We start from the raw sequence: 21,580 nt of genomic DNA, 5'->3' as shown, positions 1-21,580 counted from the left end.
CGCTGCGCGGCGGCGGGGCTCAGCCGTGCGGAGGACCGCTCACCGGTCGGCCAGCGCCCGGTCGACCTCGTCCTCGGCGAGCGACTCGATCTCGTCGACGACCTCGGCGACGGCGTCGAGACGTTCGGGCTCCTGCGCGCGCAGGGCCCGGCACAGCTCGCGGACCGTCGGGTGGGCGAAGACCGTGCGTGCGGAGACGGCGTCGGTGTCGAGCAGCTCCCGCAGCTGGGAGACGATCACCGTGACCAGGACCGAGTCCCCGCCGAGGGCGAACAGCGGGGTCTCGACGCCCACCGGGCCGTCGTGCTCGAGCACCTGCGCCCACACCCGGGCCACCACCCGTTCCAGGGCGAAGTCGGGCTCGACCCGGTCGCCGCCGTCGGCCACCCGCTCGGCGACGGCGGCCCGCACGGCCCGGCGGTCGATCTTGCCGTTCGCGGTCAGCGGCATCCGGTCCAGCGCGACGACCGCCCGCGGGACCATGTGCGGCGGCAGCGCGTCCGGGAGCGCGGCCGCGACGGTGTCGGGGTCGGCGGTGCCGTGCACGGCGACCGCGAGCACCGCGTCGCCGACGACGACGGCGACCGCGCGGGCCACCCCGTCGACGGCGGCGGTGGCGGCCTCGACCTCCCCCAGCTCGACCCGGAAACCGTTGAGCTTGACCTGGTCGTCGCGACGGCCGAGGAACTCGACGGTGCCGTCGGATCGGTAGCGGGCGAGGTCCCCGGTGCGGTACCAGCGGCGCCCGTCGAGCGTCAGGAAGCGGTCCGCGGTGCGGTCCGGGTCGCCGCGGTAGCCGTGCGCCACCCCGGCGCCGCCGATCCACAGTTCGCCGGGAACGTGGTCGGGTGCGTCGCGGCCGAGGTGGTCGACGACGCGCAGCGCGACCCCGTCGAGCGGGGTGCCGTAGGGAACGCACCGCCAGTCCGGGTCGACGGCACCGGGGCCGTCGCCGACCTCGGTGACGGTGGAGTGGATCGCGGTCTCGGTCGTGCCGCCGAGCCCGGCGAAGCCGCAGCCGGGCACCCGCTCGCGCAGCCGGCCCGGCAGGTCGGTGCCCACCCGGTCGCCGCCGAGCAGGACCTGGCGCAGGGTGTCGCCGAGGTCGTGCCCGGTGGCCAGCAGCGCGTCGAGCAGCGCCGGCACGCAGTTGAGGATCGTGACGCCGTGCTCGCGGATCGCGCGCGCCCAGTGGTCGGGGTCGCGCTGGGCGCCCTCGGGCACGACGACGGCGGCACCGCCGGTGCCGAGCACCGCGAACAGGTCGAACACCGACAGGTCGAAGTCGAGTGCGGAGACCGTGAGCGTCCGGTCGCCGCTCCCGATCCGGTAGCGGCGGACGAGGTCGTCGAGGGTGGCGACGGCGGCGCGGTGCGGGACCTCGACTCCCTTGGGCTCGCCGGTGGAGCCGGAGGTGAACAGCAGGTAGGCGGCCTGTTCCGGGTCCGGGCCGGCCGCCTCGGGCAGCGGCGAGTGGGCCATGAGCTCGGTGAGCGTCACCCGGTCCTCCCCCGGCTCGGCGGTGATCGCCCACCGGTGCCCGGACACCGCCCGGATCCGCTCGACCCTGGCGGGGGGCTGCTCCACGCCCAGCGGCACGTAGGTGCCGCCCGCGGCGAGCACACCGAGCACCGCGACGACCTGCTCCGGTCCGCGCGGCAGCGTCACCGCGACCGGCTCGCCCGGCGCGACCCCGCGCTCGCGCAGCCCGGCCGCGACCCGCAGTGCCCGGTCGGCCAGCTCGGCGTGGCCCAGCACCCCGGAGTCGGCGACGACGGCGGGGGCGTCCCCGCTGGCGACGGCGCTGGCGAAGAAGTCGTGGTGCAGCGGTCGCGCCGGCGGCAGCTCGGCGGTGGTGTTGACGCGCTCCCGCACGGCGAGCTGGTCGGCGGGCAGCAGCGCCGGGACGGGCACGGACCAGGTCCGCTCCTCGCCCAGACCGCGCACGAGCCGGCTGAACGCGGCGAACATGGCCTCGCCGACGCCGTCGGGCAGCAGGTCGGCGCGGACGTCCCAGTTGACCAGGATCTGCCCGCCGACCTCGGTGATCTGCGCGTCGAGCAGGACCTGCGGCCCCTGCGAGATCATCCACACCGGGTCGCCGAACAGCGCCCGCGCCTGCTCGTCGAACAGCTCGCCGAGGTTCAGCCCGCTGGTGAAGACCACCGGTGCGAGTACCTGCTCGCCCGCGCGGCGGCCGAGCTCGCGCAGCACCTCCACACCGGAGAAGGCGGCGTGCTCGGCGTCGGAGTGCAGCCGGTGCTGGACGGCCCGTGCCCGTTCCAGGAACGTCGCGGGCGTGGTCAGGTCGACCTCGAGCAGGACCGAGCCGGTGAAGTCACCGACGACCCGGTCGATCTCGGGGTGCACCGGGTCGCGGTCGAACAGCGGGACGTTCACCACGAACCGTGGCTGCGCGCTCCACGCGCCGATCACCTCGGCGTAGGCGGTGGCGATGACGGCGGCCGCGGTCAGACCGTGGCGGCGGCACGCGGCGAAGACCGCGTCCCGCTCGTCGCCGGCCAGGGTGAACGCGAGCCGCTGGGCGCGCGGCCGACCGGTGCCGTGTTCCACCACGGGCAGCTCGGGCGCCCCGGGCAGGTCGGCGGCCCGGGTCTCCCAGTAGGCACGGGCGGCGTCGGACACCGCCCGGCGTGCAGCCGGCCTGGCCTGCAGGTACTCCCGGTAGGTGACGCCGATCGGTTCGGTCTCGGGCGCGTCGAGGCGGTGGGCGTAGCAGTGGGCCAGGTCGGCGAGCAGCACCCGGAAGCTGACGGCGTCCGCGGCGACCATGTCGACGTCGACGTGCAGCCGGGCTCCGTCGGGCAGCAGGCTCACCGCGACCCGGAAGACCTCGCCCCGCTCGATCGCGAGCATCTCGTGCGACATCGCGTCCCGGGTCGCGGCCAGCCGCTGCTCGCGCTCGGTGTCGGACACCGCACGCAGGTCGTGCACGACGGGCGTGCCCTGGCCGTCGGCGGGCAGGATCTCCTGGCGGCCGTTGTCGGTGATGCGGGCGCGCAGCATCGGGTGCCGGTCGACGAGCCGGCGCACGGCCGCGGCCAGCCGGTCGGGGTCGAGACCGGGCCCGTCGAACTCCAGGTACAGGTGCGGGGCCACCCCGCCCAGGGGCTGGGCCGGGTCGCGGCCGGCCCAGTACGCGTGCTGGAGCAGGGCCAGCCCGAACTCGGCGGACTCGTCGGTCGCGGCGGGCCGGCCCGCGTCGGTGGGCTGCTCGTCGGTGCCGTCCGTCGCCGGGGCGGCGTCGGGACGGCGGGCCAGGAGCGCGGCCCACGCCGCGACGGTCGGGCGGGCGGCGAGGTCGCCGAACCCCACGTCGAGCCCCTCGTCGCGCCAGCGCGAGACCAGGCGCATGAGCGCGATGGACTGCAGGCCGAGCTCGAACAGGTCGTCGTCGTCGCCGACGTCCGCGGGCTCCTCGTCGACCAGGTCGGCGATCAGCTCACGGAGTTCGTCGGTGGACACGGGGCTCATCGGGGTGGTTCCTCCTGCGCGGTGGTTGCGGACGCTCAGCGACCGGCGAACTGGTCGAGGGCTCCGGGCACCGGAGCGGCGGGGTCGGTGTCGAGCTCGACGATCCGGTTGTGGGCGTCGACGTGGACGACCCGCGGCACGTGGTCGGCGACAGCGGACTGCGGGACCTGCTGGTAGGCGACGATGATCGTGAGGTCGCCGGGGTGCACGAGGTGTGCCGCGGCCCCGTTGACACCGATCACGCCGGTACCGCGCTCACCGGTGATGACGTAGGTCTCGAGGCGGTTGCCGTTGTCGATGTCGAGGACCTGGACCTTCTCGCCCTCGACCAGCCCGGCCGCGTCCATGAGGTCCTCGTCGACGGTGAGCGAACCGACGTAGTGCAGGTCGGCCTGGGTGACCGTGGCGCGGTGGATCTTGCCGCTGAGCAGCGTGCGGTACACCTGCGGGACGACATCGGCGACGCCGGACATGGGGGTTCCTTCCGTTTCGGGGGTGAGGGGTGGAGCGGGTCAGCCGGTGCGGTCGGCCAGGCTGCGCGGTCGCAGGTCGGTCCAGTGCTGCTCGACGTGCGCGAGGCAGGACGCGCGGTCGGCCGGACCGTGCGTGACCTGCCAGCCCGCGGGGACGGCGGCGAACCCGGGCCACAGGGAGTACTGACCCTCGTCGTTGACCAGGGCGTAGAACGTCCCGGTCTCGTCGTCGAACGGGTTGACGGACATGGCTGTCTCCTCTGTCGTCGGTCGGGTCGGATCAGCGCGCGGCGCGACCGGCGGGACACGGGCCGGACCGCTCGGTGCCGCCGGACACCGGCCGCTCGAGCTGGTCGTGGCCGTCCCGGGTCGACGGTCGAGGGCTGCGGGTCCCACGGAGAGCGACCGGGCTCCCGAGGCTCGCGCTCCCCGTCGTGGTGCCCTCGGTGAGCCTGCCGTGGTGCCGCCCGACCGCGCTCCGACACTCGGCGAGGCAGCCGGTCGTCCGACCGCCACCGCTTCGCACCCTCGCGGGGTCGGCCATCACTGTCCCTTGCACATGGTCGGCTGCACTTCTCTAAGGCGAGCCTAACTTCATCACATCGATCAACATCCCGCCTAGAGAGTGACATCACGCAGAACACCCACACCGACCGAAACGCCAGGTCGGAGTAGCGTGAGGAGGCCAGCGTCACTCGTTTGACTGATCTCGTCGCGCGTTGGCGTTACTGCGTCCTGGTGTGACGTCCCGGGCCTCCTCGGCCCGTTCGACGGAGGCCCCGGCCCCGGGGATCAACCCTCCGCACACGACTGCGGCCGGCACCGGGGATGCCGGAGCCGGCCGCAGTGGAGGACGAGGGACTACTTGGACACGGCGTCCGACAGACGCGGGGCGATCCGGTCGACGATCCACGGGATCGACAGCGGGGACGGGTTGCGCAGCCCGATGAACTCGTCGTAGTCGTAGGTCACGACCGCGCCGCGCTGCACCACCGGCAGCCGCTCGTACAGCGGGTTCTGCTGGAGGGTCCTGAGTGCCTCCGCGTCACCGCCGTCGAACAGGACGAGGGCGTCCGCGTCGAGCGAGGCGATCTGCTCGGAGGAGAGCTGCACCCCGAACGACTCCCCCTTCGGCAGGGCGAGGATCTGCGGCGACAGCGAGAGCCCCAGCGCCGCGGGCACCGAGTTCATCGCGTCGTCCGGGTCGCGCAGGGCGGTCACCGCACCGGGCTGCACGAAGCCGAAGGTGTAGGTGGCACCCTGCAGCGCCGGGTGCGCGGCCCGCGTCTCGTCGAGCTTCGTCTGCACCTGGCCGATGACCCGCTCGGCGTCGGCCGGCCGGCCGAGCGCAGTCGCGAGCTGCGTCGTCATCTCCTGCCAGGTGTCCTGGGCCGGGCCCTTCTGGTAGCCGATCGTCGGCGCGATCGCACTGAGCTGCTGGTAGGACTTCTGCAGCGCGAAGTAGCCAGGGGCGAAGATCAGGTCCGGCTTCAGGGCGGCGACCTGCTCGATGTTCACCTCGGTGGCCTCGCCGGTCACGGGGAGCACCTCGACGTCCTTGGCACCCGGGGCCTGCGACGTCCACGGGGAGAGACCGGACTCGCTGCCGCTGGAGGACGCTCCGACGACGGGCGCCTGCAGCGCCAGTGCGACGTCGAACCCGGTGGGCCCGAGCGCCACGATCCGTGAGACACCGGGCGGCACGGTCGTGGTGCCCAGTGCGTGGGTGACCGTGACCGAGCCCTGGGCGGTGTCGGGGGCACCGGAGGACTCACTGCCGCAGGCGACGGTTCCGAACAGCAGCGCGCCGCACACGGCGGCACCGAGGAGTCCTCGGCGACTTAACTTAGAGGTCGCGCGGATTGATCACAGCTGGGTCGCGGCCGGGTGTCGATGGTGAGGGGCGGGCACGGGCCTGTCGATCATGAAGTTGTTGACTCTTCGTGATCGTCTGGAGGCCGCGTGCCCGCCCTGCCATCATGGTTGACCGAGCCGTTGTGGGACCAGTTCGCCGCGCTGCTGCCGCCCCGGGTCGAGTTCGATCCCACTCATCCGTGGGGCTGTCACCGCCGCCGGATCGCGGATCGGGTCGTGTTCGACAAGCTCCTGCAGGTGCTGCGGTTCGGCTGCCCGTATCAGGGCGTCTCCGACAGCACCTGCTCGGCGACCACCATCCGCGATCGCCGTGACGAGTGGATCCGGCTCGGGGTCTTCGCCCAGCTACGCCGGATCGCCCTGGACGCCTACGACCGCATCGTCGGCCTGTTGCTTGACGACGTTGCCGTCGACGGCGCCATCACCAAGGCCCCCGGCGGCGGTGAGGTCGCCGGACCGTCACCGGTTGACCGGCGTAAACAGGGCATGAAGCGATCGGTGCTCGTCGAGGGCCATGGCATCCCACTGGGCCGGGTCCTGGCCGGGGCACACCGCCACGACTCCCCGCTACTGGGCCCCACTCTCGACCACCTCGACGCTCTCGGCCCGCTGCCCGACGACATCACCGTGCACCTCGACGCCGGCTATGACTCCGGTAAGACCCGCGACACACTCACCGAACGGGGCCTGCACAGCGAGATCGCGCGCAAGGGCGAGAAAGCACCGATCCAGGCCACCCAACGCTGGCACATCGAGCGCACCAACGCCTGGCACAACAGCTTCAACCGGCTGCAGCGCTGCTACGAACGCCGCGAAACCGTCGTCGACGCGTTCTTCGACCTCGCCGACACCATCATCACACTCCGTAGCCTGATCCGGCAGGCCTGGACCACGCACCGCTGGGACAGCCGACCACACCGCCGCCCATGATCATCCATCAATCCGCGCGACCTCTTAGGCATACCTCGTAAGTTACGCAGGAGGTACTCGTCCGCGGAAGATCGGTCGCGGTATCGGTGCGGTACCGCACAGTCACGACGGTCCGATGAGGACCGACGCGCACGATCAGGGGCCCCGGGCCGTGACGGCCCGGGGCCCCTGCTCATGCGGTCGGAGGCGAGCGTTGGTCGGGGCGCACTCTTCGGCGCCCGGCGTCGTGCCGCGTTGGTCGCGTTCCCGGTCCGGCGCGTCCCGGTCCGGCGCGGTCGGGCGTGTCCTCGGTGGCGGTGGCGGTGTCGGTGCGAGGACGCCGGATCGTGCGACGGCGGGCGGTCCGAGGCCGGGCTTCGGGCCACGGACCGGACGCGGCGACGATGGCGAAGAACGCGGCGTCGGTGTCGGGCCCGGTCTCGACGTGGGCGGTGACCCCGCAGTCGGGTGAGGTACGGCCGTCGAGCGGCATCTCGACGACGGGGGCCGTGTCGGCTCGGGCCGGAACACCCGAGGGCGCTGCACACGGGGCGTCCAGCATCGTCATCACCTCACGAGGGTCGAGGAGCGGAGTCGCCCCGGTCGGAGCACCGGGGACGGTGCCCGACCCGTGGGCGACTCCACCGTGCGGTTCGAGTGATGGTCGGTCGATGATCAGAAGTCTCGAGGTGGCTGCCATCCCCTTCCGAACCTGTCGTCGTGGCCGTTCCGTGGCGACTCCGTGGCCGTTCGGTGGCTGCTCGGGGGCCGCGGCCTCGGCGGACCGCCGCGTCAGCGAGGACCGGGCCAGGAGCTGTCGTCCGCGATCGTCGACCCGATCGCGACGTGCGTCGGCCAACCCGGGGCCGCCGGGACGAACGGTCTGGCGTCCGGGTCGAGGAACCGGTCCAGCGCACGGAACGGATTGGCCCGCATCACCAGGTTCTCACCTCCCTTTCCGACCTGTTCCACGCACACCGGGAAACGGGGCACGGCACGGACGACGTCACCATATCTGTCGCCCGGGCTCACTTCGGCCTGCCATTCCCGGCCTGCTCGGAGGAACCGTCGCTCACACTCGGTCGGTTGTCGTGCGGTGTCCGATCTCTCGGACATCTCCACTAATAAGACACTCCACGGCGGTTGTCAAGGACGCGGATCCGACACCGGAGAACCGTCGTCGCGAACCGGTTCCACCCACTCGACGTCGCCCTCCCCGATCACGGTTTCCTCCGGGTGGGGCTCGGGCGCGACGAGCCGCACCCGGGCGTCGGCGCCGGGGCTGTAGAGCGACTCCGCCCCATCGGCCCACCGGACCCGGTACGGCGGCTCCCCGTTCCGTCCCAGCACGCCGAGCACCTCACCGAGTCGGGCGGTTCGCCCCAGCGTGGCGGACTCGACGACGATGTGGTCGCCCACGACTGCCTGCATCGTTCTCCACCTTCCTCCTTTTCCTGCGGTGCTCACCCTCGGGACCGGGGGCTCGGTGACGCGACGCCCCGGCTCGGGCGCGGTGACCGGCCCCCGTCGCGATGGTCCGGGGCCGTGACCAGCGCGTCCAGTGCAGCCGGCAGATCGGGGAACTGCCCGATCCGCTCCAGCACGGCGTGGGCCCGCACCCCGGCCCGTGCCGCGAGGTGCCCCGCACCGACGAGGTGGAAACCCACCCCGCGGCGCGCGGTCGCGTAGGTGGCGTGGCGCAGAGCGGACAGCCCCGGCGAGGTCGCAGCCGCGACCCCGGCCAGGTCGGCCAGGATGTGCCCGGCCCGCACACGGGCGTCGTCGAGCAGGGCGAGGCGGGCGTCGACCTGGCGCAGGATCCGCGCACCCGCTGTGGTGTCCAGGAAGCCCCACACCCGGATCCGGTACACGTCCGGATGTGGGGAGTCCACTCTGATCCGTTCAACTCCCATCACGAAACCCCTCCTTCTCGCACCCCTGTTCCGGCGATGTCCGCGCGGCACCCCGGCCCTCGCGGAACCGATCGAACGGCGTTCTCACACCGCCATCTCGATTTATAGGAACCGATTCCGACAACGGCCCTATTCCTGGCGGGGCCGACGTCGGAGGAAACAGACGATCGCGCTGAACATCTGCCAGGAACCGGAATCCGCACATCGCACGCGGCCCCGTTCCTCCACGCGGTCGGCGGACGACGGCTCGACGCGCGATCACGTGATCCACCGGATCCCGCCCGGCCGCGCCGGGGGGGGGCGCACACCCGCACCGGAGGGATCGAGCGCGGAGCCGGACCCGGGGCGGCGACGATCGTGGGTCATGGCGAGCGGACTACCCGGCTGCGCCGAGAGCATGCCGGAGGTGCGGCCTCCGTCGTCACACCCGCGACCAGGATCTCGCGAACGGTCGTCGGGCCGTCGCCGCGCGCCTCGGCCGAGGTCTCACCTGATGGGCTCGCGATCGAGGCGAGGCAGGCGTCGTACTCCTCGGCCGCGCCGGGGCCGGGCTGCCACTGTTGGCGGGTCGACTCGACGGCGATTCTGACGAGCCTCCTGCGGTCGGGGTCCTGCGGGTCGGGCTCACCGACGTCGGGGCTCGACGGCATCGCGCGGTCACGCTGGTACTGAAAGAGCCGTGCGAAATGCACTTCGGCACCGTCGGCGGTGACATCGACGACATGCCCGCGGACGGTCGGTCACGCATTCGTGGGGGTTGTCGCTCGCCGAGACCCCGAGCGTGACCCGCGCGTCACGCACCAGGTTCCGGACCCAGGCCTGTCGGGGTGTGCTGTTCAGTAGGACATCACCGTCCTGCCAGTCGACCCGGGTCGGGGTAACCGGGGCGCTGCCGTCAGCGCGGGCGGTGGGCACGTGAGCGGAATGGGGCGCCAGCAGGAGGGCACGGACCCTCTCGTCGATGGTGTCTCCCGGAGTCGTCGGACCACCTGGTGGTCGCGTCGTCGGTGACGGTGCAACCGACCGACTCAGTGGTGGTCCAGCTCGTCGCCCGACATGAGGGCGAGCAAGCCGGCGGGAGTGTGCTCGTCGAAGAGCAGTCCGAGGTTGCGGTGGGACTCGGCCGCGAACTGCGCGCTCCGCGCGAACAGGGCCGTCTCGTAGGAGGCGAACGCGGCCTCGATGTCGTCGGGGTGCTCGGCGATGACTCGGCCGAGTTCGGCGCCGTCGAACATGGCGAGGTTGACGCCTTCCCCGGCGAACGGCGACATAACGTGCGCGGCATCCCCGAGCAGGGTCACCCCGGGCACGCGGTCCCAGCGGTGCCCGATGGGCAGGACATGGATGGGGCGCAGCACGGGAACGGTGTCGCCATCGGTGATCAGAGCAGTGAGCGCGGGAGACCAGCCTCCGAACTCGGCGGCGACGCGTGCCGTCGTCATGGCGGCGTCCGCGCCCTCGATCTCACGGAACCAGCCCCGCGGTTCGACCAGGGCAATGTAGGCGTGCAGGACACCTCCGGGCTCGCGGTGGGCCAGCACCCCGCGGCCCGGCGCGAGCGCGAACAGCGCCCCGTCCCCGACCGCCGCGGCCGCGTCCGGGTGCCGTACGTCGGCATCGTGCAGCGAAGTCTCGACGAACGAGATACCGGCGTACTCCGGGGTCGCGTCACTGAGCAGCGGCCGGATCCTCGACCAGGCGCCGTCGGCGCCGACGAGCACGTCGGTGGTCACGGTGGCGCCGTTGTCGAAGCGCAGCGTGTGCCGCCCGTCGCCCGCGGGAGCGACCCCGGCGAGCCGGTGCCCCCATCGGACAGTGCCCTCGGGAAGCGACTCGAGCAGGATCCGGCGGAGGTCGCCACGCAGGACCTCCGGACGGCCTCCGATGCCCTCGTCGGGCTCGTCGAGCAGGACGGTGCCGTCGGCCGTCAGAACGCGGGTGGCCTCGCCGCCACGGTGGATGATCCCCTCGAACTGTGCGGTCAGACCGGCGGCCGCCAGGGCGGGTTGCCCGTTGTACTGGTGCAGGTCGAGCTGACCGCCCTGTGTGCGGGCCTGCGGCGAGCTCTCCGCCTCGTAGACCGTGGCACCGACACCGCGGACGTGAAGGACGCGAGCGAGGACGAGCCCTCCGAGACCCGCTCCGACGATGGTGACCGATCCGGCCATGACAGCTCTCCCGACGGTGTGCGGATGGCACGTCGTACCAGATTGGTACGACGTACCATCCGTGTCAATATGAGTCGTGCCCAGGACGTCGCGCCGCGCGGAGCGGAAAACGCTGACCCGGCAGCGCGTCGTCGAGGCGGCCGCCCAGCTGCTCGACACCGTGGGCGAGGACGGTCTGACCTTCCGGGCACTCGCCGCGAAGCTGGAGACCGGACACGGCGCGATCCAGTGGCACGTGGCGACCAAGGACGAGCTGCTCGTCGCCGCGACCGAGATGGTCGTGTCCCGCGCGCTCGGACGCGCTGACCCGGCCGGCTCGCCGCAAGCCGCGATCCGCGCGGTGGCCCTCGGCGTGTTCGATGCGATCGAGGCGCACCCCTGGGTCGGCGCCCAGCTGGCGAGGCCGCCGTGGGACGCGACGGCCCTAGTCGTGTTCGAGCTGATCGGTCGCCAGGTCCAGGCACTGGAAGTGCCGTCCGACGCCCAGTTCACCGCGACGTCCGCACTGCTGGTGCACATCATCGGCGCCGGTAGTCAGCAGGCAAGGAACGCCCGCTCCCCCGAGGCCGCTCTCGGGCGCCAGGAGTTCCTCGACCGGCTGGCCGTACGGTGGGAGGAGCTCGACGGCGAGCAGTACGCGTTCACCCGCACGGTCGCGGGACGGATGCGCGATCACGACGACCGGGCCGAGCTCCTCGCCGGGATCGACCTCATCCTCGCCGGGCTCACCCGGCTCCCCTGAGCGGACGACCCAGGGCCGCCGGTCGGCGGGCCGCCGTCAGCGGAGCGAGCAGAGCAGGCCGTGGAACGCTGCCCAGACTGCCTCGCTGTCCACCGTCCCCCGCGCCTCGGCCAGCCACAGGGCAGCCTCGTTCATCGCACCGGACAACAGCCTGGTCAGCGGCTCGACCGGCTGCGCCGCGATCACCCCGTCATCGACGAGTTGCTGCAGCGACTCCGCCAGATGCCGCGCGGAGGTCTGTTCGTCCAGCCGCCGCCACTCCGCCCATCCCAGGACCGCGGGCCCGTCGATCAGCATGATCCGGGACAGCTCGGGGTCGTTCGACACCGACAGGAACGCCCGGCACCCCTCGACGAAGGAGACCCAGGAGTCCGCGTCGTCGGACACCGACGTGGCCACCCGCTCGGCGACCTCCGACTGGACCTGCGCGAGGACCTCGCGGAACAGGCCGATCTTGCCGTCGAAGCTGTGGTAGAGGGCCCCCTTGGTGACACCGGCGGCGGCCACGATCTCGGCCAGCCCGACCGCGCCGTAGCCACGCTGGGCGAACAACGTCCGCGCCTCCTGGATCAGCGCCTGGCGCGTCTGCTCCCGTTGCCGGACCCGCACTCCGGTCATCGACCCTCCCCGATTTCATGTACCGACGGTATGTGAACGTGCTACGGTCCCCTTGTACGTACCGATGGTACGCCAACTTCGACCAAGGAGTCCCGTCATGACCACCGTCGCGCCTCGCGAGCAGCGCGCCGGTACCCGCGAATGGCTCGGCCTCGCGGTACTGGCACTTCCCACCCTCCTCGTCTCGATGGACGTCAGCGTCCTGCACCTGGCCGGTCCCGCGATCACCCTGGATCTCGGCGCCACCGCACAGCAGATGCTGTGGATCATCGACATCTACGGCTTCATGATCGCGGGCCTGCTGGTCACGATGGGCAGCCTCGGCGACCGCATCGGGCGGCGGAAGCTGCTCCTGATCGGCGCGGCCGCCTTCGGCGTCGCATCGATCGTGGCCGCGCTGGCGACCAGCCCGGAGGCTCTCCTGGTCAGCCGGGCCGCTCTGGGGATCGCCGGCGCGACCCTGATGCCCTCGACCCTGTCGCTGATCAGCGCAATGTTCGGCGACCCACGCCAGCGCGGCATGGCGATCGGGCTGTGGGTCACCATGTTCTCGGTCGGGATCGCGCTCGGTCCGGTGATCGGCGGCGCGCTGCTGCAGGTCTTCTGGTGGGGCTCGGTCTTCCTGATCGCGGTGCCGGTCATGGCGCTGCTGCTCGTCGCCGGACCGCTCCTGCTGCCGGAGTACCGCGCCGAACAGGCCGACCCGATCGATCTGGCGAGCGTCGCCCTGTCCCTCGGCGCGATCATGCCCGTCGTCTACGGCCTCAAGGAGCTCGCGGTGGGCGGCAACGCCGGCATCGCCGCAGTGGCGATCGTCGCCGGTCTGGCACTCGGCGTCGTCTTCGCCCGCCGGCAGCGGCGCCTGACGACCCCGCTGATCGACCTCACCCTGTTCCGGAGCCGGGCCTTCAGCACCGCCGCCGTGGCCATGCTGCTGGCGATGTTCGTCGCCGGCGGCACCTACCTCTACGTGACCCAGTACCTGCAGCTGGCACAGGGACAGTCCCCCATGGCGGCCGGCCTCTGGCTGCTGCCCGCGGCGCTCGGGCTGATCGTGACCTCGATGGCCGCTCCGGCCCTGGCCGAACGCTTCGCGCCGGCCCACATCGTCGCCGGCGGTCTCCTGATCTCCATCGTCGGACACCTGATGCTCGCAACGGTCGGCCCGGAGACCGGACTGTGGGTGGCGGTGGTCGGATTCAGCCTGACCTACGCCGGTGGCGGCCCGCTGATCGCCCTGGGCACCGACCTGATCGTCGGCTCCTCCCCGCCGGAGAAGGCCGGCTCGGCGGCCGCCGTCTCCGAGACCGCGACCGAGCTGGGCATGGCACTGGGCGTCGCGGTGCTCGGCGCGCTCGGCACGTTCATCTACCGCACCCAGCTCGCGGGATCCCCTGTCGGAGCAGAGGCGGGAGGTGCCGACACCTTCGCCGGCACCGTGGAGGCCGCCGGCCGGCTCCCCGGCACGGAGGCCGGAGAGCTGGTCGCGGCGGGCACCCAGGCGTTCACCTCGTCGCTGTCGACGATCGGCCTGGTCAGCGCGGTGCTGTCCGCCGTCATGGCGGTGGCGATCGTGCTGGGTCTGCGCACCAGGAGCTGACCGGCTCGGCGCGGTGATCGGGCGACCCGCCCCGATCACCGCTGCCGCCGCCGTATCGGACATCCAGCTCGATAGGGCCCTGATAGACCACACACCTACGGTCGGACGTACCGAACTCACCGCCCAAACCGGGCAGGAGTCCGATACGCCGTGGAGGCGCTGTGGGGGAGCTCGCGCACAGGGTGGTGGGTCAGGCGGAACCGTTGCCGGCCCGCCGCCCCGGGAACATCGGGACGTCGAGTCGGACGGAGTTCCCGGACCTGCTCGGCGATCTCGTCCGGAGAGGACAGCTGTCCTACACCCGGACGTCGTTCGCCGAGGGGAGCACCGTGTACCGCGGACAGCACCCCGACGAGTCGATCTACCTCGTCCTCACCGGACGGGTGAAGACCATCGTGCACTCCCGGTCGGGGAAGATGTGCCTGCTCCGCATCTACGGTGCCGGGGAGGTCGTCGGGGAGCTCGCACTCCTCGACGGCGCACGCACCGAGACGGCCGTGGCGATGGACCCGGTGGACATGCTGAGGTTCTCCGCCGAGGCGCTCTTCCGGGCTCTCGACGGCCGGGTACTGCACCGGCATCTCATCCAGCACCTGGCGGGCCGGCTCGCCGAACAGCAGACCTCGATCAGCCATCTCGTCACCGATGACAGCGAGCACCGCCTGGGTGTGACCCTGCTCGACCTGGCCCACCGACTGGGCCGCGCGGGGCCGACCGGGGTGACCATCCACGACCGCATCACGCAGGAGGAGCTGGCGCACATCGTCGGCACCACCCGGTCGCGAGTCGGGTACTTCCTGCGCCGGTTCGAGGAGGCGGGGGCCGTCGAGTTCCGGACCGGCCGCGTGCTGCGGGTCCGTCCGGCGGCACTGCGCTTCTACCTCGATGCCCGCGCCGACGCCGGCTGACCGTCACAGACCGCCGGGAACGGTCCACCACCACCACGAAGGAGCCGACCGGTCATGACGCACACACCCACCAGGTCCACCACCTCCCCACGGCGACCGCGCAACACGGTCTGGGACTGATGAGGACGCCCCCGAGGTCAGGCCGGCGGTCGCGTACGCCCCGCGGCTCCTCCCGGGGCGTCACCACGGGCCACGGCCAGGGCGGCGCGGCACTGGTCCTCGAGCAGTGTCAGGCCCGCCCCCTCGATCACGTCCAGTGCCTGGACCGCAGCAGCGGCCGCCGCCGCACGGTCGCCGAGGCCCAGGTCGAGGCGACCGATCGCGAGCAGCGCGTGGGCCCGCATCCGCTTCTCGCCCAGGCTCTCGGCGAGGACGGCGGCCTGTTCGAACGACCGGCGCGCCGCGACCGGGTCTCCCCGCAGCTCCAGCGCCTCACCGAGTCCGACCATCCCGTGCAACGCGGCCGACCGGTCGTCGACCGCGCGGGCGAAGGTGAGCACCCGGTCGAACAACGCCTCCGCGGTCTCGCCCTCGCCGCGGCGGAGATGGACGAGCCCGCGCCGGTGGGTGATCTGCGCGGCGAGCCTGCGATTGGGCAGGTCCTCCACCGCACGTGCGGCATCCTCGATGACCGCCAGCGCCTCGTCGACCCGGCCGGTGTCCATCGCGAGCTGGGCCAGGTTGGCCAACACGTGTGCCGCCCCGGACCGGTCACCGTGCGACCGCAGCACCACCAGGGCGGCCCGGGACCGCTGGCACGACCGGTCGAAGTCCCCGGTGAGCCGATCGAGGATGGCGAGGTTGCGGTCCACGAGAGCCCGGCCGTACTCGTCGGCGAGGTCGGCGAACAACTCGGCGGCCCGGTCGAGGTCGACCCGCGCCCGTCCGTAGCGCTGCTCGAACAGCTCGAGGGACCCGAGCGAGTAGCGGACGGCCGCCTCGCCGCGGTGGTCCCCCGCCCGGACCACCGCGCTGAGCGCGGTGAGGTGGGTCGAGCGCCACTCGTCGTAGAAGCCGTACGCCTCGAACAGCACCACCGCGGTGACGGCCAGGGACCAGCACTCGGTGTGCAGCCCGAGCGCCGATGCCTGGGAGACGGCGGCGACCAGGGCGGCGCGTTCACGCCGCAACCAGGCGAGTGGCTCGACCGGCAGTCGGTCGGCGGCGCGGCGGTCCGCCTCCGGCCGCGGCCCGTCGCCCGGCAGCCCATCGCTCCGCAGCAGCAGATCCCCGCCGTACTCGTGGACATGGGTCTGCTCGACCAGCCGCAGGAACGCCCGCACGACCCGGGTGATGGCCTCGACCCGACCGGACGGCGTCTCCTCGACCATCGCGCGTTCGCGGGCGAACAACCGGACCAGCTCGTGCAGCCGGAACTGACCGGACAGGGGATCGTCCGAGCCGACCTCGACGATCTCGAGCAGGTGCAGCTCCACGAGCTCGTCGAGATGCCTCTCCGCCGTACGTCCGTCGCAGCTCAGGAGCACCGCGCACACCCACCCGCCGGTGCGGGGAGTGTCGAGCAGCGCCAGCAGCCGCAGCAGTCGGCGGGCCTCGGGGGCCAGCGACTCGTAGGTCAGGAGCAGACTCCCCCGCACCGCCATGTCCCCGTGCTGGAGTTCGTCCAGCTGTATCGAGTCGTCGGCCAGGCGCGAGCACATGGCGCGCAACGTCCAGTGCGGACGGGCGGCGAGCCGGGCCGCCGCGATCCGCACCGCGAGCGGCAGGTGCCCGCAGAACCGCGCGAGGGTGCGGGCGGCCTCGGGATCGGCCCCGATGCGTTCGCACCCGAGGATGCGTTCCAGCAGCGCCATCGACTCGGCAGGGGCGAACGCTCCGACCTCGAAGCGGGTGGCGCCCGGGAGGGCGGTCAGTCGCCGCCTGCTCGTGACGATCAGCGCGCTCCCCGGGCCCGGGGGGACCAGAGGGAGCAGCTGCGACTCCACGGTCGCGTCGTCGACGACGATCAGGACCGACCGGCCGGCGATGCGTTCGTGGAACGCCGCGTGCCGTTCGTCCGACGACTCGGGGATGAGCTGGGGCGGAGTCCCCAGAGCCCGCAGGAAGCGCTCGAGCGCCCGGTCCGTAGCGGCCGGGTCGCTGCCGATCGAGGCGTAGAAGCAGCCGTCGGGGAACCTGTCGGCCGTGCGGTGCGCCAGGTGCAGCGCGAGTGCCGACTTGCCGACCCCGCCGTGCCCGGACAGAACGAGCACCGCGGCGGCGCTGCGGCCCCGGGTACTCGAGCGGATCACACCCAGCATGCGACGGATCGCGGCCTCGCGGCCCGTGAAGTCACCGACGCCCGCCGGGAGCATCGCGGGAGCCGACGCGGCCGGCGCGGCCGGCGACGGGCCCTGCAGCAACGAGGAGTCGCCGCGCAGGATCGCGGCCTCCAGCGAGCGCAGCGGCTCGGCGGGTTCGATGCCGAGCTCGGCGATCGACACGTCACGGGCACGCCGGTACTCCCGCAGCGCGTCGGCCTGCCGGCCGGCTCCGAACAACGCCAGCATGAGCTGGCTGCGCATCTGCTCGCGCAGCGGGTAGTCGAGGATCTCGCGGCTGAGCAGCGGTACCAGCTCCGAGTGCCTGCCGTTCGCCAGCATCAGCGCGGCCAGCTCCTCGATCACGACGGCGCGGCTCTCCTCCAGGGCCACTGCCCTGTCGCGGACGGCGGGACTGGTGATCTCCGGGAGGACGACGGGCCCCCGCCACAGCGCGAGGGAACCGCGCAGGACGGTGACCGCCTCACTGGATCTGCCGGCCCGTACGAGCTCGCGGGCGCGGTCGACGGCGCGCTCGAACTCCAGCCGGTCCAGCTCCGCCGCGCCGGGTTCGAGGGCGTAGCCGGCGCGTCGGGTCACGATCCGGGCCACGGCGGTCCCCAGCCGCTGCCGGAGGTGCGAGACGCAGATCTGGATCTGGCTCCGGGCCGTCGCCGGCGGAGCGTCCGGCCACACCGCGTCGATCAGCCGTTCGGTCGAGACCGTCGCGGGACAGTCGAGCAGCAGACAGGCGAGGACGATCTGCAGCCGAGGCCCTCCCGGGTCCACGGCCTGACCCGTCATGCGCTGGACGTCCAGCACGCCGAGAACCCGCAGTCGCACGGACGCCCCCCATGGCCACTGCCGCGATACGCCGTGAAAGCATTACCGACAGTAGAGATGCTGTTCGAAGAAGTCCACGAACGAGTGGCACACAGCGGACGAAACGGTAGTTACGCATCGTCCGTTCAGCCGAGCGTCGCCCTCGTGAGCCGCCGAACGGCGGTATCGGACCGGCCCGATGGCGGTGCGTCCCGATGACACTGACGCTTCGGGTGTACGACCTGTTGCACGGCCGCCCGGCGGCGGAGGTCCAGGCCCGGATGGAGTACGAGGTGGACGGCTGCTGGGAGCTCGCCCGCGTCGCGCTGACCGACGGCACGGGACTGCTGACCGAGACGGGGCCCGACCGCCATCGGCTGCCGGTCCGCATCGTGATCGACGCCCGCCGGTACTTCGCCGCGCAGGGCGTCGCCGTCACCACCGACGAGATCACGGTCGACGCCGGGACCGCCGGCCCCGGGGTCAGCCGGGACGTCGTACTGCAGATCGCCCCGCACGGCTACGCGGTCTGGACCGGCCACTCCGGGTGAGCGGCGGCCGGCCGGCCGCCGCCCGGGCTGCGCGGGGCGGTCGCCCCGGCCCTCGACGCCGGGGGCGCCGAGACCGTCGCGGGACCGCCCGACACGACGTGCGCCGGACCGTCCCGGCCGCCGCCGCGAGCACGGCGATCAACGCGGCCAGCTCGTCGTCGGTGGGTGCGCCGCGCAGTACCCGCACGTCCGGCGCCGCCTGCGCACTCACTGGGGCGGGTTCCCGTGCCGCGCCGCGTCGCCGACGTGCTTGTCGCTCAGCATGTCCAGCGTCCGGTGGATCAGCCTCCGGGTGTCGCGGGGGTCGATGACGTCGTCGACCAGGCCTCGCTCGGCCGCGTAGTAGGGGTGCACGAGCTCCTGCCGGTACTGCGCCGTGCGTCGGGCGCGGACGCCCTCCGGGTCCTCGGCCTGGTCGATCTCACGGCGGAAGATGACGTTGGCCGCCCCGTCGGGGCCCATGACGGCCACCTCGTTGCTCGGCCACGCGAAGGACACGTCGCACCCGATGGAGCGGGAGTCCATCACGATGTAGGCGCCGCCGTAGGCCTTGCGGAGGATGACCTGGATCCGGGGCACCGTCGCGGCGCAGTAGGCGTAGAGGAGCTTCGCGCCGTGCCGGATGATCCCCCCGTGTTCCTGGCGGGTGCCGGGCATGAAGCCGGGCACGTCGACGAGGGTGACCAGCGGGATGTTGAAGACGTCGCAGGTGCGGACGAACCGGGCCGCCTTCTCCGACGCCGGGATGTCCAGCGCCCCGGCCTGGGCGAGCGGCTGGTTCGCGACGATGCCCACCACCCGCCCGCCGATCCGCGCGAGGGTGCACAGCACGTTGGGTGCCCAGAGCTCGTGGAGTTCCATGTGCTCCCCGTCGTCGACGATGTCCTCGACGACCTCCCGCATGTCGTAGAGCTTCGACGGGTCTGCGGGAACCAGGTCCAGGAGTCGTTCGCAGGTCCGCTCGGGCGGGTCATCCACCCGCGTCGCGGGCGGTGACTCGTCGCCGTGGGCGGGTAGCAGGGCGATCAGGTGGCGGACGTCGAGCAGGCAGGTCGCCTCGTCGTCGTGCACGAAGGTCGCGACGCCGGTCGTCGCGTGCACGTCGGCACCGCCCAGGGCATCGTGCCCGATCTGCTCACCGGTCACCGCGGCCACCACGTCGGGGCCGGTCACGAACATCTGGGCCACGTCGCGGACCATGAACACGAAGTCGGTCAGCGCCGGGGAGTAGGCGGCACCGCCCGCGCACGGCCCCAGCATCACGCTGATCTGGGGGATGACCCCCGAGGCGGCCACGTTCCGCCGGAAGATGCCGCCGTAGCCCGCGAGCGCCGTCACCCCCTCCTGGATGCGCGCGCCGGCCCCGTCGTTCAGCGACACGAGCGGGGCGCCGGCGGACAGCGCCAGGTCCATCACCTTGTGGATCTTCTCGGCGTGCGCCTCACCGAGCGAACCCCCGAAGATCCGGAAGTCGTGCGCGTAGGCGAAGACCGTCCGGCCGTGCACCGTGCCCCAGCCCGCGACGACGCCGTCGGTCTCGGGCCGCCTGCGGTCCATCCCGAACGCGGTCGCCCGGTGCCGCCGCATCGGCTCCACCTCGACGAACGACCCCTCGTCGAACAGCAGGTCGAGCCGCTCGCGCACCGTCAGCTTGCGCCGTGCGTGCTGCCGGGCGGTGGCCTCGGCCTCCCCCTCCACGACGGCGGCGCGGCGGCGGTGCAGGTCCTCGACCAGCCCGCGCAGCGTAGGTGGTGCCGTCTGGTCGGACGGACGGTTCTCCACGGCGGTCACGGGCCGCTCCTCTCTGTTCCACGGTTCGCGCCACCGACGCTAGGACGCGGCCGACCACTCCCCCGCGCAGTTCTGAGCACTCCCCCGGCGGCTCGTCCCGACGCGCACTTCTGAGCGGTCGCCCCGGCGCGGCGTGCGTACCAAGGGCACCGGGACACAGTCGGGCACCTCGCCCGGCGCCCGACCGAGGAGGAGCACCAGCATGTACGACGCGATCATCGTGGGAGCCCGGTGCGGGGGAGCCCCGCTGGCCATGCTGTTGGCCCGGCGCGGCCACCGCGTGCTCGTCCTCGACCGTGCCGCGCTGCCGTCGGACACCGTCTCGACCCACTACCTCCACCAGGCCGGGCTAGCCCGGCTCCAGGCATGGGACCTGCTGGACGAGGTCGTCGCGGCCGGCACACCCGCGTCCCGGTCGATGCACTACGCGCACCGCGACGTGACGATGATCGGTTTCGCCGACCCCGTCGACGGCATCGACGCGGTCTACTGCCCGCGCCGGGTGGTGCTCGACGAGATCCTCGTCAACGCGGCACGCCGCGCCGGTGCGGAGGTCGTCGACGGCTTCGCGGTGACCGACGTGATCTGGGACGACGGGCGGGTCGTCGGGGTCCGGGGGCGCTCGGGCTCCGGTACCGAACAGGAGTTTCGCGGAGCGCTCGTCGTCGGGGCGGACGGGGCCCATTCGACGATCGCGAAGCGCGTCGGTGCGGAGACCTACAACGTCCGTCCGGCCGCGGGGTTCACCTACTACTCCTACTTCGAGGGTCTCGACGACTGGGGCATGCACCACCGGACCGGGCACCACGGAACGTGGGCCGGGACGTGGCCCACGAACGGTGGCCAGCTCGTCGCCGTGATCGGGCGCAAGGACCTGCTGCGTGAGTTCCGTCAGGACGTGCCCCGTCACTTCCAGGCCGTGCTGGACGACGTCGCCCCCGAGCTCGGCGAGCAGATGCGTGACCGCGGCCGGGCGCTGGAGCCCTTCGTCCCGATGCGGTACCCCGACAACTTCTACCGTCAGGCAGCCGGTCCCGGCTGGGCCCTGGTGGGCGACGCGGGCTACCACAAGGACCCGCTGACCGGCTGGGGCATCACCGATGCGTTCCTGCAGGCCGAGATGCTCGCCGACGCGGTCACCCGGTCCGCGTCCGGCGAGACCGACCCCTCCGCGGCACTCGCCGAGTACGGCAAGCGCCGTGACGAGGACACCGCGGTGCTCTACGACTACACCACGACCGTCGCCGAGCTCGACGAGCTGCCGCCCTTCTTCCAGGCGGTCCTGGAGGCCGCCGGATCCACCGAGCGGTGGACGACCGCGATGCTCGGCTGGATCGCCGGCGGGGTCCCCGACCACGAGATCTTCTCCCCCGAGGGGCTCCAGGCCCTCTACGACGACGCCGGCCTCCCCGAGGAGCGGCGCGTCTACGACCCCACGGCCTGACCGTCACCCG

Annotated in this window: 18 protein-coding genes; 6 read left to right on the top strand and 12 right to left on the bottom strand. The window is 72.5% G+C overall.

From position 1 onward, the window contains the following. Nucleotides 1-39: 39 nt before the first annotated feature. The 4 genes from Ae717Ps2_RS11455 to Ae717Ps2_RS11435 form a co-directional block, all read right to left on the bottom strand. Nucleotides 40-3,495: a non-ribosomal peptide synthetase gene (locus Ae717Ps2_RS11455; RefSeq protein ID WP_075333357.1), complete on the bottom strand. Its 3,456-nt coding sequence runs from the start codon at nt 3,493-3,495 to the stop codon at nt 40-42. A 35-nt stretch (nt 3,496-3,530) separates the two neighbouring features. Next, nucleotides 3,531-3,938, bottom strand: a complete 408-nt coding sequence (panD, locus tag Ae717Ps2_RS11450; protein WP_043282205.1) for an aspartate 1-decarboxylase — start codon at nt 3,936-3,938, stop codon at nt 3,531-3,533. A 69-nt stretch (nt 3,939-4,007) separates the two neighbouring features. Next, the gene (locus tag Ae717Ps2_RS11445) at nt 4,008-4,217 is read right to left on the bottom strand and encodes an MbtH family protein (RefSeq protein ID WP_075306641.1); all 210 of its coding nucleotides are present in this window, start codon (nt 4,215-4,217) and stop codon (nt 4,008-4,010) included. A 612-nt stretch (nt 4,218-4,829) separates the two neighbouring features. Beyond that, nucleotides 4,830-5,783, bottom strand: a complete 954-nt coding sequence (locus tag Ae717Ps2_RS11435; protein ID WP_075306642.1) for an iron-siderophore ABC transporter substrate-binding protein — start codon at nt 5,781-5,783, stop codon at nt 4,830-4,832. Nucleotides 5,784-5,930: 147 nt separating this feature from the next. Between Ae717Ps2_RS11435 and Ae717Ps2_RS11430 the strand changes: the two genes are divergently transcribed. Beyond that, the gene (locus Ae717Ps2_RS11430; protein WP_075329730.1) at nt 5,931-6,773 is read left to right on the top strand and encodes an IS5 family transposase; all 843 of its coding nucleotides are present in this window, start codon (nt 5,931-5,933) and stop codon (nt 6,771-6,773) included. 771 nt (nt 6,774-7,544) lie between these two features. Here the strand turns inward: Ae717Ps2_RS11430 and Ae717Ps2_RS37305 are convergent. The 4 genes from Ae717Ps2_RS37305 to Ae717Ps2_RS11400 form a co-directional block, all read right to left on the bottom strand. Then, the gene (locus tag Ae717Ps2_RS37305) at nt 7,545-7,688 is read right to left on the bottom strand and encodes a hypothetical protein (protein WP_158071485.1); all 144 of its coding nucleotides are present in this window, start codon (nt 7,686-7,688) and stop codon (nt 7,545-7,547) included. A 210-nt stretch (nt 7,689-7,898) separates the two neighbouring features. Continuing rightward, entirely contained in the window at nt 7,899-8,183 is a 285-nt protein-coding gene (locus tag Ae717Ps2_RS40325) for a DUF1918 domain-containing protein (protein ID WP_075306645.1), read from the bottom strand. A gap of 32 nt (nt 8,184-8,215) precedes the next feature. Next, nucleotides 8,216-8,644 carry a hypothetical protein gene (locus Ae717Ps2_RS11410; protein WP_139318728.1) on the bottom strand — a complete coding sequence of 143 codons (429 nt, stop codon included), beginning with the start codon at nt 8,642-8,644 and terminating at the stop codon, nt 8,216-8,218. Nucleotides 8,645-9,693: 1,049 nt separating this feature from the next. After that, nucleotides 9,694-10,833 carry an NAD(P)/FAD-dependent oxidoreductase gene (locus Ae717Ps2_RS11400; protein ID WP_075306648.1) on the bottom strand — a complete coding sequence of 380 codons (1,140 nt, stop codon included), beginning with the start codon at nt 10,831-10,833 and terminating at the stop codon, nt 9,694-9,696. Nucleotides 10,834-10,909: 76 nt separating this feature from the next. Between Ae717Ps2_RS11400 and Ae717Ps2_RS11395 the strand changes: the two genes are divergently transcribed. Further along, nucleotides 10,910-11,575 (top strand): TetR/AcrR family transcriptional regulator, encoded by a 666-nt coding sequence (locus Ae717Ps2_RS11395; protein WP_075333355.1) that lies wholly within the window; start codon nt 10,910-10,912, stop codon nt 11,573-11,575. A gap of 36 nt (nt 11,576-11,611) precedes the next feature. Here Ae717Ps2_RS11395 and Ae717Ps2_RS11390 read toward each other — a convergent pair whose 3' ends face one another. Beyond that, nucleotides 11,612-12,193 carry a TetR/AcrR family transcriptional regulator gene (locus Ae717Ps2_RS11390; RefSeq protein ID WP_075306650.1) on the bottom strand — a complete coding sequence of 194 codons (582 nt, stop codon included), beginning with the start codon at nt 12,191-12,193 and terminating at the stop codon, nt 11,612-11,614. A gap of 97 nt (nt 12,194-12,290) precedes the next feature. On the opposite strand from Ae717Ps2_RS11390, the gene Ae717Ps2_RS11385 reads away from it, so the two are divergent. Together Ae717Ps2_RS11385 and Ae717Ps2_RS11380 are read left to right on the top strand one after the other, a co-directional pair. Continuing rightward, complete coding sequence (locus tag Ae717Ps2_RS11385; RefSeq protein ID WP_075333354.1) at nt 12,291-13,793, top strand: MFS transporter; 1,503 nt, start codon at nt 12,291-12,293, stop codon at nt 13,791-13,793. 203 nt (nt 13,794-13,996) lie between these two features. Beyond that, nucleotides 13,997-14,701 (top strand): Crp/Fnr family transcriptional regulator, encoded by a 705-nt coding sequence (locus Ae717Ps2_RS11380; RefSeq protein WP_139318730.1) that lies wholly within the window; start codon nt 13,997-13,999, stop codon nt 14,699-14,701. A gap of 137 nt (nt 14,702-14,838) precedes the next feature. Here Ae717Ps2_RS11380 and Ae717Ps2_RS11375 read toward each other — a convergent pair whose 3' ends face one another. Beyond that, nucleotides 14,839-17,805, bottom strand: a complete 2,967-nt coding sequence (locus Ae717Ps2_RS11375; RefSeq protein WP_143510376.1) for a BTAD domain-containing putative transcriptional regulator — start codon at nt 17,803-17,805, stop codon at nt 14,839-14,841. A 194-nt stretch (nt 17,806-17,999) separates the two neighbouring features. On the opposite strand from Ae717Ps2_RS11375, the gene Ae717Ps2_RS11370 reads away from it, so the two are divergent. Further along, complete coding sequence (locus Ae717Ps2_RS11370) at nt 18,000-18,335, top strand: hydroxyisourate hydrolase (RefSeq protein ID WP_139318733.1); 336 nt, start codon at nt 18,000-18,002, stop codon at nt 18,333-18,335. Here the strand turns inward: Ae717Ps2_RS11370 and Ae717Ps2_RS11365 are convergent. Continuing rightward, the gene (locus Ae717Ps2_RS11365; RefSeq protein ID WP_255407968.1) at nt 18,268-18,522 is read right to left on the bottom strand and encodes an acyl-CoA carboxylase epsilon subunit; all 255 of its coding nucleotides are present in this window, start codon (nt 18,520-18,522) and stop codon (nt 18,268-18,270) included. The two genes, Ae717Ps2_RS11370 and Ae717Ps2_RS11365, sit on opposite strands and share 68 nt — an antisense overlap. Before the next feature lie 20 nt (nt 18,523-18,542). Continuing rightward, complete coding sequence (locus tag Ae717Ps2_RS11360; protein WP_075333351.1) at nt 18,543-20,126, bottom strand: acyl-CoA carboxylase subunit beta; 1,584 nt, start codon at nt 20,124-20,126, stop codon at nt 18,543-18,545. A gap of 202 nt (nt 20,127-20,328) precedes the next feature. On the opposite strand from Ae717Ps2_RS11360, the gene Ae717Ps2_RS11355 reads away from it, so the two are divergent. Further along, entirely contained in the window at nt 20,329-21,570 is a 1,242-nt protein-coding gene (locus Ae717Ps2_RS11355; protein WP_075306656.1) for an NAD(P)/FAD-dependent oxidoreductase, read from the top strand. Nucleotides 21,571-21,580 lie beyond the last annotated feature (10 nt).

The organism is Pseudonocardia sp. Ae717_Ps2 (assembly GCF_001932475.1).
In the GTDB taxonomy this organism is placed as follows: Bacteria; Actinomycetota; Actinomycetes; order Mycobacteriales; family Pseudonocardiaceae; genus Pseudonocardia.
The sequence above is the reverse complement of the archived record's forward strand: the minus strand, read 5'-3'. Positions and strand labels throughout refer to the sequence as shown.

Bases quoted from the DNA above. Each gene is read 5' to 3' on its own strand.
- Ae717Ps2_RS11455 (WP_075333357.1), bottom strand. From the start codon at position 3,495: ATGAGCCCCGTGTCCACCGACGAACTCCGTGAGCTGATCGCCGACCTG.
- Ae717Ps2_RS11445 (WP_075306641.1), bottom strand. From the start codon at position 4,217: ATGTCCGTCAACCCGTTCGACGACGAGACCGGGACGTTCTACGCCCTG.
- Ae717Ps2_RS11385 (WP_075333354.1), top strand. From the start codon at position 12,291: ATGACCACCGTCGCGCCTCGCGAGCAGCGCGCCGGTACCCGCGAATGG.
- Ae717Ps2_RS11355 (WP_075306656.1), top strand. From the start codon at position 20,329: ATGTACGACGCGATCATCGTGGGAGCCCGGTGCGGGGGAGCCCCGCTG.
- Ae717Ps2_RS37305 (WP_158071485.1), bottom strand. From the start codon at position 7,688: ATGCGGGCCAATCCGTTCCGTGCGCTGGACCGGTTCCTCGACCCGGAC.
- Ae717Ps2_RS11400 (WP_075306648.1), bottom strand. From the start codon at position 10,833: ATGGCCGGATCGGTCACCATCGTCGGAGCGGGTCTCGGAGGGCTCGTC.
- Ae717Ps2_RS11370 (WP_139318733.1), top strand. From the start codon at position 18,000: ATGACACTGACGCTTCGGGTGTACGACCTGTTGCACGGCCGCCCGGCG.
- Ae717Ps2_RS40325 (WP_075306645.1), bottom strand. From the start codon at position 8,183: ATGCAGGCAGTCGTGGGCGACCACATCGTCGTCGAGTCCGCCACGCTG.
- Ae717Ps2_RS11390 (WP_075306650.1), bottom strand. From the start codon at position 12,193: ATGACCGGAGTGCGGGTCCGGCAACGGGAGCAGACGCGCCAGGCGCTG.